Here is a 16577-nt window from a genome sequence, read left to right on the forward strand (position 1 = left end):
GGGTTCTGTTTCCTTCCCACGGTTAAAGCCGGGGGTTACCACGGAGGCTTCCGATGAACACCCGGCTGCTGGAGGTCGAGGACCTCCACGTCGAGTTCCGCACCCGGCAGGGCCGAGTCCGGGCGGTGCGGGGACTCAGCTACCAGGTCGACCGGGGCGAATCCCTCGGCCTGGTGGGCGAGTCCGGCTCCGGCAAGAGCGTCAGCGCCCTGGCCGTGCTGGGACTCCTGCCGCGCTCGGCGAGCGTCACCGCCGGACGCATCCGCTTCCAGGGTCGCGACCTGGTCGGGCTGCCCGAGCGGCAGCTGCGCGCGATCCGCGGCCGCTCCATGGCGCTGATCTTCCAGGACCCGTTGTCGAGCCTCAACCCGGTGCTCACCATCGGCCGGCAGATCACCGAGCAGCTGCGGGCGCACCACATCGCCACCGGCCGGGCCGCCCGCGACCGGGCCGTCGAACTGCTCGAGCGGGTAGGCATCGCGGACGCCGCCCGGCGCATCGGGCAGTACCCGCACCAGCTCTCCGGCGGCATGCGCCAGCGGGCCATGGTGGCCATGGCGCTGTCCTGCGGGCCGTCCCTGCTCATCGCCGACGAGCCCACCACCGCGCTGGACGTGACCATCCAGGCACAGGTGCTCGAACTGCTCGCCGAACTGCGGGCCACCACCGAGATGAGCATGCTGCTGATCACGCACGACCTCGGCGTCGTCGCCGGCAGCACCGACCGGCTGGCGGTCATGTACGCCGGGCGGATCGTCGAGGACGGCGCCACCGCCGAGGTCCTCGCCCGGCCGGAGCACCCCTACACCGCCGGGCTGGTGGAATCGGTACCCCGGCTGGACGCCCCCCGCGGCGCGGCGCTGCACACGATTCCCGGCGCCCCGCCGGATCTCGGGACCGAACTGCCCGGCTGTGCGTTCCGGCCGCGTTGCCCGCACCCGGCACCACAGGCGCAGTCGCAGGAGCCGGCACTGCGCGAGCTGCGTCCGGGCCACCGCGTCGCCTGCTGGAGCCCCCGGCTCACGCCCCTGCAGGACACGACATCAGGTGGGAACCCATGACCGCGCAGCACCGTGACGAGGCCGCCGTCCTGGAGGTCCGCGACCTCGAGGTCCGCTTCCCGGTGCGCCGCGGTCTCCTGGGCCGCCCGGCCTCCTGGGTGCATGCGGTCAACGACGTCTCCCTCGACCTGTACCGGGGCGAGACCCTCGGGCTGGTGGGGGAGTCCGGCTCGGGCAAGTCGACCGTGGGCCGCGCCATCGTGCGCGTGAACGAGCCCAGCAAGGGCACGATCCGGCTCGACGGTCAGGACCTGCTCGGGCTGCACGGCACGCGGCTGCGGCCGTACCGCCGGCGGGTGCAGATGGTCTTCCAGGACCCGTACGCCAGCCTCGATCCGCGCCAGTCGGTCGGCGACGCCCTGACCGAACCGCTGCGGGTACACGGCCTGGCGGCCGGCCGCCGCGCGGCCCGGGTGTCCGAGCTGCTGGAGCTGGTCGGCCTGGACCCGTCCTTCGCCGCCCGCTATCCGCACCAGTTCTCCGGCGGCCAGCGGCAGCGCATCGGCATCGCCCGGGCGCTGGCGGTGGAGCCCGACGTCATCGTCTGCGACGAGCCCGTCAGCGCCCTGGACGTGTCGATCCAGGCCCAGGTCGTCAACCTGCTGGCCGGCCTGCAGCGCCGACTGGGCATCGCGTACCTGTTCATCGCCCACGACCTGGCGGTGGTGCACCACCTGGCCCACCGGGTGGCGGTGATGTATCTGGGCAGCATCGTCGAGACCGGTCCGTCCGAGGCCGTGTACGGCGACCCTCGGCACCCGTACACCGCCGCGCTGCTGTCCGCGGTGCCCGTGCCCGACGCCCTGGTCGAGAAGACCCGGCGCCGCACCATCCTGCGCGGTGACATCCCCAGCCCGGAAGACCCGCCGGCCGGGTGCCTGTTCCACACCCGCTGCCCGCTGCGCGACATGCTCGGCTCGCCTGAGGTGTGCTCCACCCAGCGGCCCCCGTTGCGGGCGCTGGCCCCCGGCCAGCAGCGCACCACGCACCAAGTCGCCTGCCATTTCGCCGACGATCCCCGAGCGAGGCGGACCGCCGCCGACGTGGCCGGCTCACTGACCGCAGACCAGCCACGATAGGAGACAGCAGCGCTATGTTGATCGGGTATGTCAGCGACGAGAACTATCTGGCGCTGGCCGGCGTCCTGGTCGAGTTCGCCCGCGACGGCGCCATCGTCGCCCAGGCCGCCTCGACCGCCAGCGGCGCCATCGTCGCCGACCTGCAACCGGGGGAGTACCGGCTCACGCTCGCCATGCCCGGCTTCGGCGCCAAGCATCTCACCGCGACGTTGCCGGCCCAGGAACCGCTGCAGGTACGGCTGCTGTCGGACGCCCTGACCGGATTCATGTGGCCCAAGTGGGTGCGCTCCGGCGAGACGGCGGAACTGCGCGTGCACTCCGTCGCACCGTACCGCGCCGAGCTGTTCCGCTACGGGCTGCGCAAGGAGCCGGTCGAACTGCTCGGATGGTTCGACGAGCACGGCCCGCGGGCGATGGCGCAGATCCTTCCCGACGAGGACTTCTCGCAGACCGGCGTGCGCTTCAACACCGTCGGCTTCACCAGCCCGGGCCACGTCCGCCGGCTGGCCGGGCCGCAGCGCTCCGGTCTCTACTACATGCACATTCACAACGAGCGCGGCGAGTTCTTCTCATTCCCGTGGGTGGTCGCCCCCGCCGCCGCCCGGGAACCGATCGCGGTGCTCGCCGCCACCAACAACTGGAACGCCTACAACCGTTTCGGCGGGCGCAGCAACTACATCAACGAATCGGGTCTGCCACCCACCCCGACCGTGAACGCGCGACAGGACCTCGCCCGGTACCGCATCGGCAACAGCGCCACGCAGACCGCCGACAACGACGTCTACCCGCCGCTGTCGTTCGAACGGCCCGAACCTGACTGCTTCGTCGGCCTTGACGTCGAGGCGGCCGACCCGATGACCGGCCGGCTGGCCTCCAGCCTCGCCCCCGGGCTGTGGCGGCTGCTGGCCTGGCTCGAACGCGAGGGATTCGGCTACGACCTGTACTCCGATGCCCAAGTGCGTAACGGAGAGCTCGACCTGGACGCCTACCGGGTGCTGCTGACCGAGATGCACCCCGAGTACTGGTACGCCGAGGAGTACGACGCGGTCCGCGACTGGGTGCAGCGGCGCGGCGGCCGGTTGATGTACCTCGGCGGGAACGGCGCCGACTGCGAGGTCGAACACGTCGACGCGGGCCGGGGCCGCTATCTGACCCGCCAGCCCGATCGCGACCGGCCGCAGGAGGCACACCTGGAGAGCCGCTTCCACCGCACCCACGAACCGCAGGCGCGGCTGCTGGGGGTGACGTTCACCCACGCCGGCGAGGGCACCGCCGCCCCGTACCGCGTGCTCGACGCCGACCACTGGGCGTTCGCCGGTACGGGTCTGCGCAACGGCGACCTGTTCGGGACGCACAGCATGCACGAGCGCGTGCCGGGCGGCGCCTCGGGCCACGAAACCGACAAGCGCACGCCCAGCACCCCGCCCGGCTTCGTCGTACTGGCGCAGGGGACCAATCCCGGCAACGGCGGAGCCGAACTGGTCTACCGGAACCTGCCCGGCAGCGGCGGCGAGGTCTACTCCGTCGGCTCCATGACGTACATCGCCTCGCTCCTGGTCGACGAGGGCGTCTCGGCGCTGACGCGCAACGTGCTCAACGGCTTCGTCGGACGGGCTCCCCGGGCGGCCGGCTGAGTGCGGGTGGCGGCGCCGGGCCACCACCCGCGGCGGGCGTCAGGCGGCGACGATCTCGAAGGGGGCGCTCAGCAGGTCGGCGGCCCTTGAGCTGCGGCCGACGAGCAGCTCGAAGCGGCCCGGCTCGACCACGCGCCGGGCGTCGGCGGCCACGATCGAGCACGCCGACGCCGGCAGCTCGAGCGCCACCTCCACCCGCTCGCCCGGCGCCACCGTGACCTGGTGGAACGCCTTGAGCTCGCGCACCGCCCAGGTGACGCTGGTGACGACGTCGCTGACGTACACCTGCACGGTCTCGATCGAAGGGCGCTCGCCGGTGTTGGTGATCGCCACGCGGGCCCGCACGACGCCGTCGGCGGTCAGGCGGTCGCGCTCCAGGCGCAGGTCCGAGTACTCGACGGTCGAGTAGGACAGGCCCTCGCCGAACGCGAACAGCGGGTCCTGCGTGAGGTCGGCGTAGCGGTTGCCGTGCTGGCCGCGGAGCTGGTTGTAGTACACCGGAAGCTGCCCGGCGTGGCGGGCGAAGGAGATCGGGAGGCGGCCGGCCGGCTCGATGAGGCCCAGGAGCAGCTCGGCGACCGCGCGGCCGCCCTGCATGCCCGGGTTGAACGCCTCCACGATCGCCGCGGCGCGCTCGGCCGAGGCCGGCAGCGTCGACGGCTTGCCCTGCACCAGCACGATGATCACCGGGCGGCCGGTGGCGACCAGCGCGTCGAGCAGCGCGGCCTGGCCGCCCTGCAGGTCGAGCGTGGCGGTCGACTTGCCCTCGCCGGTCAGCGCGACGTTGTCGCCGAGCACGCATACGACGGCGTCGGCTGCCTCGGCCAGCGCCACGGCCTCGGCGATCGCGGCGGGGTCGGCCGGCGCGGCGCGGAACAGCGGCGGGCGGGGCTGGCCGTCGGGGAAGTGGGTGCCGGCCGGGTCGGGCTGGAGGCGGCCGATCTCGGCGCCCTGCGCGTAGGTGACCTCCCAGCCCTGCGGGGCCAGGGCGCGCAGGCCGTCGAGCACGGTCGTGATCGTGTCGCGCGGGTGCCCGTCGGGCATCCAGTCGACCTGCCCGGACGCGCCGGCCCAGTCGCCGAGCTGCGCGTGCACGTCGTCGGCGTTGGGGCCGACGACCGCGATGCGCCGGGCCGCGCCGGTGAGCGGCAGCGTGCCGTCGTTGCGCAGCAGGACCAGCGAGCGGCGGGTCACCTCGAGGTTGAGGGCGGCGTGCGGGCCGCAGCCGATGACCGCGGCCTGGCGCTGCGGGTCGGCGGCGCGCGGGTTTTCGAACAGGCCGAGCTCGAACTTCAGGCGGAGGATGCGGCGTACCGCAGCATCGATCTTCGCCTCTTCGAGCCGGCCCTCGGCGACGGCCTGCTGGGCGGCCTCGAAGAACTTCGGGGTGGTCATGATGAGGTCGTTGCCCGACTCGACCGCGACGACGGCGGCCTGCACGTAGTCGGCCGCGACCTGCTGCTCCCACACCATCCGCCCGACGTTGTCCCAGTCGGTGACGAGGGTGCCCGGGAAGCCCCACTCCTGCTTGAGCACGCCGTCGAGCATCCAGCGGTTGGCGGTGACCGGCACGCCGTCGATCGCCTGATACCCGAGCATGAACGTCGCGCAGCCGGCCTGCACGGCCCGCTCGAACGGCGGCAGGAACCACGCGCGCAGCTTGCGCGGGGTGAGGTCGGCCTCGCTGGCGTCGCGGCCGCCCTGGGTCTCGGAGTAGCCGGCGAAGTGCTTGGCGGTGGCGAGCACCGCGGTGGTGTCGCTCAGGCCCCCGCCCTGGTACCCCCGGATCATGGCCGCCCCGAGCTCCCCGATCAGGTAGGGGTCCTCGCCGAACGTCTCGTCGACGCGCCCCCACCGCAGGTCGCGGGCGATGCACAGCACCGGCGAGAACGTCCAGTGCAGCCCCGTGGTGGAGATCTCGGTCGCGGCGACCCGCGCGGCCCGCTCGACCAGCTCCGGGTCCCACGTGCAGGCCATGCCGAGCTGGGTCGGGAACACCGTGGCGCCGGGCCAGAACGCGTGCCCGTGGATGCAGTCGTCGGCCATCAGCAGCGGGATGCGCAGCCGGGTCTGCTCGACCATCGCCATCGCCTCGCGGATGCGCGCGGGGGAGGCGTGCAGCATCGAGCCGGCCGTGCGGGTGATCACCGCGTCGGCGAGGTCGAGCCGGGCGTCGAGCTGCAGCATCTGCCCGACCTTCTCGGCCAGCGTCATGCGGCCAACGAGATCGTCGACCCGCTCCCCGATCGGCAGCGCCGAATCCTGATACGGGAGTCTCTCGGTCATAGTCGTCACGATCCGTTAGTCCTGTTCTGATGGCGGCGTACCAGAAACTTTTTCCGCGTGTTTCCTGTTGATATCGACGTTATGGGTATCCTACTGTGCTGTCAACGCGCGAAACTGTTTCGGGAGGAAGCATGGGCGACCCGCACGCGCGTGTGACTCTTGAGGACGTCGCGCTCGCCGCCGGCGTGTCCAAGGCCACGGCGTCGAAGGTGCTGAACAAGCGCCCCAACGTGGACCCCCGCACCCGCCGCAGGGTCGAGGAGACGATCAACGCCCTCGGCTACGTCCCCACCACCGGCCCGCGCGAGCCGCACCCCGAGCCCGCGGTCGACGTGGTGTTCGACTCCATGGTGAGCATGTACTCCCTGCAGGTCCTCGGCGGCATCCTGACCGCGGCCCGCGAGCTGGGCGTGGAGGTCGTCGTCGACGTCCTGGACCGCGAGGGCGGCGCCGAGACCCCGCTGAGCGACGCCTGGCTGGCCCGGGCCGCGGCCCGCCGCCGGCTGGGCGTGATCGTCGTCTCCCTGGCCCTGACCGCCCGCCAGGTCCGCACGGTGGAGGACCTCGGCCTGTCGCTGGTCTCCGTCGACCTGACCGGCCCGATGGGCGCCGGCCTGGCGAGCGTCGCGTCCACCAACTTCGCCGGCGGCACACAGGCCACCGAGCACCTCGTGGCGCTGGGTCACCGCCGCATCGGCTTTGCGGGCCTGCCCGCCCAGATCGCCGCGTCGCGGGAGCGCCTGCACGGGTACCGCAACGCCCTCGAACTGGCGGGCATCGACGCCGACCCTTCGCTGGTGGTCCACGGCGGCTTCACGGCCGCCGCCGGCTGCCGGATGGCCCTGGAGCTGCTGGCCCGCCCCGACCCGCCGACGGCCATCTTCGCCGCCTGCGACGGCGCCGCGTTCGGCGTGTTCGAGGCCGCTCGCCAGCTCGGCCGCCGCGTGCCGCAGGACCTGTCGATCGTCGGCTTCGACGACATCGAGCCGGCCAAGCTGTCCTCCCCGCCGCTGACCACCGTCCACCAGCCGATCGCCGACATGGGCCGCGTGGCGCTGCGCACGCTGCACACCCTGGCCCGCGGCGGCACCCCCGACTCGCCGCACATCCAGCTCGCCACCCACCTGGTCGTCCGCGAGTCCACCGCCCCGCCGCCGCGATGACCTGCGACATCTGCGGCCACCGGATGGCCACCGACGACCCGGGCCCGTCGCCCGCGTGGCGGATGGTCTGGTGGGTCTGCGAGTGGTGCTTCGCCACGGCCGTCGAGTGGGAGGACGAGCCGCTGGGCCGGCCGCGGTACGAGCCGACGGACAGCCGCTGGGCCCTGGCCACCGACCCGTCCGGCCGCGCACACGCCATCGTCACCGGCGCGCGCTGCCTGTGCGGCGCCGCCCTGGACGGCATGGAACCGGCGGGCCACTCGTGGAGCCCCGCCGCCGCGCGGGCCTGCCCCGACTGCGCGGCGTTCGCCCAGGTGGTCGACGCCCGCTGGCCGCTGGACAAGCGCGACCGCCGCAGCCGCCTGGGCTGACCGGCGCCCGGTCGGCGCCGCGCGTCAGCTGATGAAGATCGGTGTCACGGTGAGGTCCGCGTGGACCACGCCGTCGTGGACGGACGTCGGGACGGGGGCGCCGAACGCGTCGACGGCCGCGGCCGTCCCCGAGTTCCACGGCAGGGCCAGCGGCGTCGGGGCGTCGTCCTCGCCCTCGAACGTGTCGCCCTCCCCCCACGCGATCCACAGCGGGCCGCGGGACGCCCGTTCCACGAGGTAGGCGCCGTCGCGCGCGGTGACCGCCGTGGCGCCGCGCAGTTCGCTCGACAGCAGGGCGAAGGTCTCGGCCGCGGGGTAGCGGTGGCTCAGCGTCCCGGCGGCGTCGTAGTCCAGGAGCGGGAGGCGGCCGAAGAGCAGGTCCATCATCTGGTAGCGGTCGGAGTACCCGGGGACCTCCGGGGCCAGGCTCCAGTACGCCGTCCTCGTCACGCCGCACGCCAGCGCCTGCACCGTGCGCATCACGAGCTGGCGGCAGGCGATCCGGTCGCGCTTCGCCGACAGGTGGCCCGCGCAGCCCTGCATCAGCATCTGCAGCCGCGGCGGCAGCTCCTCGATGCGGGCGTACAGCCCGGCCATCGCGCGGCGCTCCGGGGTGTCCTGGCCGGCCAGCTCCACCAGGTCGGCGGCGTCCGGCGGGAGGGACGCGAACGCCTCGGCCACGACCGGGTCCAGCTCCGGGAACTCGAACAGGACCGGGCCGGCGTGCTCGCCCGCGACCACCGGGCGCTCGTAGCCGTGCTCGCGCATCATCGCGCGGGCCTGCCCCACGTAGTCGGGGACCTTCGACGGCGGGCCGTACAGGTGGACGTCGAAGAGGTCGAAGGCGTCGCGGGCCTCGGCCAGGACCTCGGCGAAGAAGCGGCGGGGCGGCGAGCCGGGCGGGCTGCTCAGCACGTCGTAGCCGCAGCCGCCCAGGACCACGAGGGACCGGCCGTCGACGGCGGCATACAGCGAGCGAAGCTGCCGGACGTACTCCGCCGCCGTTCCCGACCATAACAGGCCCGCGTTGCTCGGCTCGTTGTCACACTGGAAGTACCGGATGCGGCCCTGGCAGTGATCCACCAGGGCCCGCACGAACCTCGCGTAGTCCTCCGGGTCCTTCGCCGGCGACGGCGGCAGGAACGTGGCGGTCTGCCTCGTGGCCCACGGCGAGCTCGAGCAGACCGTCAGCCAGGCCTCGACGTCGTCGTCGAGCTGGTCCAGCAGGGCGTCCGCGGCGTCCCAGGTGAACTCGCCGCGGGCCGGCTCGATCTGCGACCAGTACAGATAGGCCCGCACCAGGCCGGCGCCCAGCGTGCGGGCCTGCGGGACGAACTCGCCCGGCGGGCCGAAGAGGCCATAACTAACTCCGCGAACCACACCCATCCGGAATGTTTCGCTCACATACTCAGGTGTACCTCATATCGGACCGAAGCAACCGCGAGGAGGCAACGCACATGCACGCGAACGTTGGAGACCGGCTGATCGTGGAGGGCGCGCACGTCGGCGACGGACGGCGCGAGGGCGTCATCACGCAGGTGAAGCGGGACGACCGCACGCCGCCGTACACGGTGCGGTGGCAGGACGGGCACGAAGGACTCATCTTCCCGGGGCCGGATGCGCGGATCGTGCCGCCGGCAAGGTGACCACGACGTTGCCGCGCGTGTGACCTGACCAGGCACAGCGGGCCAGAACGACGTTCCATGAGGCCGGCGGCCGACAGGCGGACGCCGGTTCGGGGAAGAGCGCGCGTCCTCAGGCCGGCGTGGCCGCGATGCGGGCCAGGCGCTGCGGGGTGGGCCAGCGCACGTCCCACGCCCAGCCGAGCTTCTCGAAGATCCAGATGGTCCGGGCCGAGATGTCGATCTGGCCGCGCAGGACGCCGTGGCGGGCCGACGTGGGGTCGGCGTGGTGCAGGTTGTGCCACGACTCGCCCATGCTCAGGATCGCCAGCGGCCAGAAGTTCGCCGAGCGGTCGCGGGCGGCGAACGGGCGCTCACCGATCATGTGGCAGACCGAGTTCACCGACCAGGTGACGTGGTGCAGGGCGGTGACCCGGACCAGGCCGGCCCAGAAGAACGCCGTGATCGCGCCCTCCCAGGTCCAGCTGATGAGGCCGCCGAGGACCGCGGGCAGCGCGAGCGTGACGATCGTGAGCGGGCCGAAGAGCCGGTGGATGATCCGCATGTCGCGATCCTCGAGCAGGTCGGGGGCGAAGCGCTCCTGGTTGGTCAGGTCGCGCTCCAGGACCCAGCCGAGGTGGGCGTGCCAGAAGCCGCGGGCCAGCGCGACCGGGCTGGTGCCGAACAGCCACGGGGAGTGCGGGTCGCCCTCCCTGTCGGAGAAGGCGTGGTGGCGGCGGTGGTCGGCGACCCAGTGCAGGATCGGGCCCTGGACCGCCATGCTGCCGACGACGGCCAGGGCGATGCGCAGCGAGCGCTTGGCCTTGAAGGCGCCGTGGGTGAAGTACCGATGGAAACCCACCGTCGCACCGAGGCACGTCACGGTGTAGAAGGCCGCGGCCAGGATGACGTCCAGCCAGGCCAGCCCCCATCCCCAGGCGAGCGGCACGGCGGCCAGCAGGGCCAGGAACGGGATGATGACGAACGCGTAGACCGCGACGTGCGCCGGTATGGGGCGCTTGCGGCCAAGGAGGGGCTTCACCGCCGTGGTCATGGGCCGGACCATAGACGGCGGGCATGGCTGGCACCCCGCGAGAAGGATGCCAGCCCATAGCCGTCAGATGACGTGATTGGCGACGAACAGCCCGCCCGGGTCGACGGCGGCGCGGATCTGGCGCAGCCGCTGCCAGGTGGCCGCCTCGTACGCGGTCGAGGTGTCGACCGGGTTCTCGGCGAAGTTGAGGTACTGCCGCCCGTTGGCGAACGGCGCCATGGCCGCGGCCGCGCGGGCGGTGTCGGCCTCCGCGGCCGCGGCGAGCTCCGGGCCGGCCGCGATGCCGCACGCGAAGAACACGAACGACGCGTCGAGGCGCGGCAGCGCGCCGTGGCGCGGCGCCGGGCGGCCCAGCGCCCCGCCGAGCTGGCGCAGCTCCGCGGCGACGAGCAGCGACGTGCCGGAGCCGGGGCCGCTCGCCTCGAGCATCGCGTCGATCGCGGCGCCGTCGAGGCGGTCGAGCATCGCCGAGGTGCTGATGCCGGGCGTGGGGCCCTCGGGGTCCATGTGCAGGCGCGACAGGGCCGCGGCGGGCAGGTCGGCGAACGTGTCCATCTCCGGCTTGAGCGCCCGCAGCGGCGCGAGCACGCCCGGGTCGCCGAGCGTCGCGCCGTCGATGACCAGCAGCTGCCGGCCCCGGAACGCCTCGGGGATCTGGGGCATCGGCGGCAGCTGCAGCAGCCGCAGGGCGGTGGTCACGTGGTCGGGGGCGTCCGCGGCCCACTCGGCCCACGCCGGGATCACCCGGGCGGCCTCGCGCCAGTCCCAGACCAGCCAGCCGGCGTGCGCGGTCGTGATGGGGAAGAGGTCGAACTCGACCGCGGTGACGACGCCGAAGTTGCCGCCGCCGCCCCGCAGCGCCCAGAACAGCTCGGCGTTGTGCTCGGCGTCGGCCCGCACCAGCTCGCCGCCGGCGGTCACCAGCTCGATCGCGGTGAGGCTGTTGGTCTGCAGGCCGTGCTGGCGGGCGTACCACCCGATGCCCCCGCCGAGCGAGTAGCCCACGACGCCGACGTCCGGCGAGGAGCCGTGCAGGGCGGCGAGCCCGTGCGGCGCGGTCGCCTCGACGACGTCGATCCACAGCGCGCCGGCCTCGGCCCGGGCGGTGCGCCGCGCCGGGTCGATGGACACGGCGGTCATGGCCGAGGTGCGCAGCAGCACCACGTCGTCGAGCCGCCCGAGCGGGCCGGCGTTGTGGCCGGTGCCCTGCGGGGCGACCCGCAGACCGGAGGCGGCCGCGGCGCGGATGACCTCGGCGGCCTCGGCGGGGTCGGCCGGGTACGCCACGGCCGCGGGCCGTTGGTCGAACGCCACGTTCCAGGGCATGCGCGCGGTGTCGTAGCCGGGGTCGCCGGGCAGGTGGACGGCGCCGCCGCACAGGCCGCGCAGGGAGTTGGCAATGGTCGTCACGGTGCTCTCCAAAGTCTCGATCGCTTCGGGGAACACCGTGCCGGGCGGCGGTTGGGCCGGACTTGCGCCCGACCTGAGCGCAACGTGAGCCGGGCTGTCAGCTGCTTGCCTGTTTGCGGCGCACGGCCGCCAGGGTGTCACGGACCGTGTGCGGGGTGAGGAACAGCGCCTGGGCGATCTCCCGCTCGTCGGCCCCGCCCTCGGCCATGGCGAGCATCCGCCGCTCGCCGGTGGTCAGCTGCACCGGCGGCTCGGCCGGCACGTCCTCGCCGCGGGCGGTCAGGGCCGCGGCGATGCCGGAGCGCAGCGCGAGCGCCCCGCACTCCTCGGCGAGCTTCAGCGCCTCCCGCAGCAGATCCACGGGATCCTCGACGACCTGGCCAAGAGCGAAGAGCGCGCGGGTGTACTCCAACCGCGCCTGCGTCCCGCTCAGCATGTCGACGGCCTCGCGCAGCCGGTCCGCGTCGCCGGCGATCTCCCCGGCCAGGCGCAGGGCGCGCCCGACGCCCCGCGGGCTGCCCCACCGGCGCATGTCGGCCAGGTCGGCCTCGGCGAGCTCGATCGCCTCCGCGGTGCGGCCCAGCGCGGCGTACGCCTGGGCCCGCATCGAGCGCTCCTCGTACCACTGCGGGTTGCCCGGCACCGCCTCGGCGGGCAGCACCGCCAGCGCCTCGGCGGCCCGCCCCTCGGCGATGAGCAGGTACGCGTGGGCCTGCGTGACCAGCCGGATCCCGTCGCCGACCCGGGGCCGGTCCAGGTGCTCGTCGAGGAACGCGCGCGCGTCGGCGAGCAGGCCCTGGTCGACGAGGACGCGGATGAGGCAGGCCTCGCCGTACGAGATGCCCAGCGCCGGCACCCCGCCCCAGGCGAGGCTCTGCTCGTTGGCCGAGCTGAGCCGGTGCGCCGCCTCGGGCAGGTCGCCGCGCTGCCAGTCCCGCCAGCCCGACCACAGCTGCCCGGCCAGCACGGTGAACAGCGACCCGCGGGTGTGCCCCAGCGCGATCGAGTCCTCCCACAGCGTGCCCGCGTCGGTGTCGGCGTTCTCCAGCACGACGCCGGAGATCACCCAGAACAGGCCCGGGTCGCCGTCGAGCAGCAGGCCGCCGTCGAGCGCGAACCGGGCCAGCCGGACCGACTCCTCGCGCTGCTCGCCCCGCGCGACGAGCTCCCAGGCCCGCAGCGCGGCGAGCATCCGGGCGCCGAGGCGCTCGCCCGCGATCTCGGCGGTGAAGTCGCCGGCGATGAACGCGTCGCCGCTGTGCATGTACGCCGCGATCCGCTCCAGCGCGATCATCGCCTGCCGCTCGTCGGCGAACTCGGGCGCGAGGCGGGCCAGGGCCTGCCGGGCGACCGCGGGCGCGTTGCCCTCCGGCCCGGCGAAGATCAGCGTGTGGATGAGCATCCGCGCGACCAGCGCGAACGTCGCCGGGTCGGTCTGCGGGTCGTCGTAGGCGGCGCGCAGGTGGGCGATCGCGGCCGGCCCGTCGTTGAGCGTCTCGACCTGCCCGAGCGCCAGCAGCACCGCCGGGCGCACGGCCGGGTCCGGCGGCTCGACCAGGGCCCGGCGCAGGTACGTGGCGGCGCCCTCGGGCGCGCCCCGGCGCATGGCCGTGTCCGCCGCCGCGCGCAGCACCTCGACCACCCACGGGTCCCCGCGCTCGGGAATCTGCAGCAGGTGCGCCGCGATCTGCTCGGGCGCGGCGCCCGCGAGCACCCGGGCCGCCCGCTCGTGCTGCAGCTGCCGTTCGCCGGGCGGGAGGTCCTGGTACACCGCGTCGCGCACCAGCGGGTGGACGAACCCGATCGGGTACTCGTGGCGGACCACCTCGGCCCGCGCGAGCGCCGCCACGGCCAGCGCGGCGGCCGGCTCGTCGACCCCGGCGAGGGCGGCCACGGTCGGCAGCCCCGCCCCGTCGCCGAGCACCGCGATGGCCCGCGCGACGGCGGTGCTCGCGGCCGGCATGCGCCGCAGCCGGAACAGCACCATGCTCGACACGGCCCGCGACCCGATCGCCGTCACCGTGCCCGCGTGCGCCCCGGTCGGCCGCACGCCGGACGCCTCGAGCGCCCGCAGCAGCTGCCGCAGCAGCAGCGGGTTGCCGGAGGTGGTGCGGTGGCAGGCGGCGACGAACACGTCCTCGGCCGCGTCGCCGAGCCCCTCGCGGACCAGCTCGGCCACCCCGCCGGCGCTCAGCGGCCCCGGCCGCACCGCCGTGGTCGCCGGGTCGAGCTGGAGCTCGGCGAGCAGCGCCTCGTCGTCGTACTGCTCCCCGGTCCGCAGCGTCGCCACCACCAGCACCGGCAGCCCTTCCAGCCGCCGCACGAGATACGCCAGGAACCGCAGCGACCCGGTGTCGCACCACTGCAGGTCGTCCACGACGATCGCGAGCGGCCGCGCGGCCGCGGCGTTGGCCGTGAGCCAGTACAGCCCGTGCAGCGCCGCGAACGTATGATCGCCTCGGGTCTGCGGGTCGTGCGTCAGGTCGAACACCGCGGTCGCGGACGCCGCCGCCCCGGACAGCAGCCGGTCGCGGGCCGCGGAATCGGTCAGCAGCGCCTCGAACAGCTGCCGCGCCGCGCCGAACCCGAACTCCTTCTCCAGCTGGCTGCCGCGCGCCGTAAGCGTGAGCGCCCCGTGCCCGTCGGCGATGCGCCGCGCCTCGGTGAGCAGCCGGCTCTTCCCGATCCCCGCCGGCCCCTCGATCATCACGAGCCGCGCCAGCCCCGCGAACGCGTCGGCGGCGGCTTCGCGAAGGGCGGCGACCTCCCGTTCACGATCGACGAGGTGGTCTCGCCCCCGGGATCCGGATTCGGTACCGCGAGACTCCCCGCCGCTCGCCAACCCACGCTCAACCCGGGGCGCGGCGGCACCTCCGTCGCCCACACGCGCCGCACCCGCACCCAGTAGCCCCGCACCCGGTAGGCCCGCACCGGGCACACCCGCACTCGCGCCCGCGGGCGTCGCGCCCGCGCCGGTCGCGCCCGCACTCGCACCCTGGCCCACCGCGCGCGCGGCCGGCACATCCGCGCCCGCTGCGCCCGCGCCCATCGCGCCCGCTGCGCCCGCTCCCGCGCCCGGCACGCCCGCGCCCGGCACGCCCGCGCCCGGCACGCCCGCGCCCGGCACGCCCGCACTCGCACCCTGGCCCACCGCGCCCGCGCCCGGCACACCCGCTCCCGCGCCCGGCACGCCCGTGCTCGCACCTTGGCCCACCGCGCCCGCGGCCGGCACACCCGCGCCCGCACCCGCCGCGCCTGCCGTGCCCACGCCCGCCGCGTCCACGCCTGCCGCGCCGAGGGTGCCCGCGCCCGCCGCGCCCGGGCCCTGGGCCACCGCGCCTTGCGCCGCGCCTGCCTTGCCGCCCGCCGTGTTTGCAGGGTCGTCTTCCCGCGCGGCGCGATCCGTGGTCCCGGCGGGGCTTGGATTCGCCCCAAATCGGGACGATCCCGGCGCCCGGCTAAATGATGATATGTCCGAAAAATCTGGCGCTTGCGCCGGATTTTTCGTGACCTGGTCCGATTCGACCTGCGCGTTCAGGGACGGCGCCTGCGCCAGCACCTCGGCCTCGAGGGCACGCAACGCCGGTCCCGGGTCCACACCCAGCTGCTCCGACAACGTCTGGCGGGCCCGCCGCAGCGCGCCCAGGGCGTCCCCCTGACGGTGTGCCCGGTACAGCGCCACCACCAGCAGGCGCCACCGCTTCTCGCGCAGCGGCTGGTCGGCCACCAGCGCCTCGAGCTCCGGCACGAGCACCGCGCTCTCGCCCAGGGCCAGGCGCGCGGCCAGCACCTCCTCGCGGGCCACCTCGCGCAGCTCGCTCAGGCGGGCGGTCTCGGGCTGCGCCCAGGGCTCGTCGGCGTACTCCGCGTACGCCGGGCCCTGCCACAGCTGCAGGGCGCCGGTGAGCAGGTCGCGTTGTTCCGCGTACCCCTGCCGCAGCGCCCGTTGCACGATCGCGTCGAAGCGCCAGGCGTCGACGGCCTCGGGGTCCAGGGACACGGCGTAGCCGGGCGGGCGGCTGGCGATGACGTTGCCGCGGGCGCGGGCGGTGCCGCCGGGCTCGAGGCGGCGGCGCAGGTGGGAGACGTACGCCTGCAGGGCGCCGGCGGCGTTGGCCGGCGGTCGGTCGGCCCACACGCAGTCGATGAGGCGGTCGGTCGGGACGATGTCGCCGCGGTTGAGCACGAGCACCGCAAGGACCGCCCGCTGGCGGCGGCCGCCGAGGTCGACCGGCTCGTCGCGCAGGGTGGCGGTCATGTTGCCGAGCACGCTGATCGACAGCTCCACCCGGGCTTACCCTCCCTGCTCGCGGCGGCCCGCGCCGCCTTGAGCAGACAAGGTACCGCGAAGAAGGCCTACAAGTAGACGTCCAAACGGCCGGTGAAGAGGCTCGAGGTCTGCAGTCGCTGCTGCTGAATGGCGTCGAAGTTCGCCCGGGCGTCCTCGGCCCGCTGGCGGAGCTGGTTTTCGAGGTCGAGCTGCTGCTGGATGCGCTGCTGGTCGGCGAGGCGCTGCTGGTCCTGCAGCCGCTGGTCCTCGAGCCGGCGCTGCTGCTGCACGTACTGCTGCTCGTCGCGCTGCTGCTGGTCCTGGCGCTGGACGTAGGCCTGCTGGTCGGTGCGCTGCAGATCGTCGGTGCGCTGCCGGTCGAGCCGTTGCTGGTCGAGCCGTTGCTGGTCGAGGCGCTGCTGGTCGAGCCGCTCCTGCTCCGTCCGCTGCTGCATGTCCCGCGAGGTCGGCGTGCCGGCCGCGTTGGCCGCCGCCGCGCTGGTGTTCGTCGCCGATGTCACCGTGGTCTGCGTGGCCGGCCCGATGGGTGTAATCGACATCGCGTACCCCGCTTACTCCTCGTATGCACCTGACTACGAAACGTTACCACGGTAGGGGGCGGAGCGT

At 74.1% G+C, this 16577-nt stretch carries 12 protein-coding genes; 6 read left to right on the forward strand and 6 right to left on the reverse strand.

Going from position 1 to position 16577, the window contains the following annotated elements; all coding sequences use genetic code 11:
- Nucleotides 1–53 precede the first annotated feature (53 nt).
- From ACQEVU_RS13205 to ACQEVU_RS13215, 3 genes are read left to right on the forward strand one after another with little or no spacing between them, the layout of a single operon-like run.
- On the forward strand, nucleotides 54–1061 hold the full coding sequence (locus tag ACQEVU_RS13205; protein ID WP_433323102.1) for an ABC transporter ATP-binding protein: 1008 nt from the start codon (nucleotides 54–56) through the stop codon (nucleotides 1059–1061).
- Nucleotides 1058–2140, forward strand: coding sequence for an ABC transporter ATP-binding protein (locus ACQEVU_RS13210; protein ID WP_433323104.1), 1083 nt, complete (start codon nucleotides 1058–1060; stop codon nucleotides 2138–2140). Before ACQEVU_RS13205 ends, ACQEVU_RS13210 begins: the two co-directional genes overlap by 4 nt.
- 14 nt (nucleotides 2141–2154) lie before the next feature.
- Nucleotides 2155–3774 (forward strand): N,N-dimethylformamidase beta subunit family domain-containing protein, encoded by a 1620-nt coding sequence (locus ACQEVU_RS13215; protein WP_433323106.1) that lies wholly within the window; start codon nucleotides 2155–2157, stop codon nucleotides 3772–3774.
- Nucleotides 3775–3813: 39 nt separating this feature from the next.
- Here the strand turns inward: ACQEVU_RS13215 and ACQEVU_RS13220 are convergent, their stop codons facing one another.
- Entirely contained in the window at nucleotides 3814–6060 is a 2247-nt protein-coding gene (locus ACQEVU_RS13220) for a glycoside hydrolase family 3 N-terminal domain-containing protein (protein ID WP_433323108.1), read from the reverse strand.
- A gap of 131 nt (nucleotides 6061–6191) precedes the next feature.
- Between ACQEVU_RS13220 and ACQEVU_RS13225 the strand changes: the two genes are divergently transcribed.
- Together ACQEVU_RS13225 and ACQEVU_RS13230 are read left to right on the forward strand one after the other, a co-directional pair.
- Entirely contained in the window at nucleotides 6192–7223 is a 1032-nt protein-coding gene (locus ACQEVU_RS13225) for a LacI family DNA-binding transcriptional regulator (RefSeq protein WP_433323110.1), read from the forward strand.
- On the forward strand, nucleotides 7220–7594 hold the full coding sequence (locus ACQEVU_RS13230; protein ID WP_433323112.1) for a hypothetical protein: 375 nt from the start codon (nucleotides 7220–7222) through the stop codon (nucleotides 7592–7594). The genes ACQEVU_RS13225 and ACQEVU_RS13230 overlap by 4 nt, the downstream gene beginning before the upstream one ends.
- A gap of 24 nt (nucleotides 7595–7618) precedes the next feature.
- Here ACQEVU_RS13230 and ACQEVU_RS13235 read toward each other — a convergent pair whose 3' ends face one another.
- Nucleotides 7619–8998 (reverse strand): hypothetical protein, encoded by a 1380-nt coding sequence (locus tag ACQEVU_RS13235; RefSeq protein ID WP_433323114.1) that lies wholly within the window; start codon nucleotides 8996–8998, stop codon nucleotides 7619–7621.
- Between the two features lie 53 nt (nucleotides 8999–9051).
- Here ACQEVU_RS13235 and ACQEVU_RS13240 point away from each other — a divergent pair, with 53 nt between their 5' ends.
- Complete coding sequence (locus ACQEVU_RS13240; protein WP_433323116.1) at nucleotides 9052–9240, forward strand: DUF1918 domain-containing protein; 189 nt, start codon at nucleotides 9052–9054, stop codon at nucleotides 9238–9240.
- A 109-nt stretch (nucleotides 9241–9349) separates the two neighbouring features.
- On the opposite strand, the gene ACQEVU_RS13245 is transcribed toward ACQEVU_RS13240, so the two are convergent.
- The 4 genes from ACQEVU_RS13245 to ACQEVU_RS13260 all read right to left on the reverse strand — a co-directional run bounded on the left by ACQEVU_RS13245 (nucleotide 9350) and on the right by ACQEVU_RS13260 (nucleotide 16510).
- Nucleotides 9350–10270, reverse strand: coding sequence for an acyl-CoA desaturase (locus ACQEVU_RS13245; RefSeq protein ID WP_433323118.1), 921 nt, complete (start codon nucleotides 10268–10270; stop codon nucleotides 9350–9352).
- A gap of 63 nt (nucleotides 10271–10333) precedes the next feature.
- Nucleotides 10334–11680 carry an FAD-binding oxidoreductase gene (locus tag ACQEVU_RS13250; protein WP_433323120.1) on the reverse strand — a complete coding sequence of 449 codons (1347 nt, stop codon included), beginning with the start codon at nucleotides 11678–11680 and terminating at the stop codon, nucleotides 10334–10336.
- Nucleotides 11681–11777: 97 nt separating this feature from the next.
- The gene (locus ACQEVU_RS13255) at nucleotides 11778–15968 is read right to left on the reverse strand and encodes a BTAD domain-containing putative transcriptional regulator (protein WP_433323122.1); all 4191 of its coding nucleotides are present in this window, start codon (nucleotides 15966–15968) and stop codon (nucleotides 11778–11780) included.
- Nucleotides 15969–16036: 68 nt separating this feature from the next.
- Nucleotides 16037–16510 carry a hypothetical protein gene (locus ACQEVU_RS13260; protein WP_433323124.1) on the reverse strand — a complete coding sequence of 158 codons (474 nt, stop codon included), beginning with the start codon at nucleotides 16508–16510 and terminating at the stop codon, nucleotides 16037–16039.
- Nucleotides 16511–16577: the final 67 nt, after the last annotated feature.

Source organism: Dactylosporangium sp. CA-139066, assembly GCF_050936175.1.
Taxonomy (GTDB): domain Bacteria; phylum Actinomycetota; class Actinomycetes; order Mycobacteriales; family Micromonosporaceae; genus Dactylosporangium.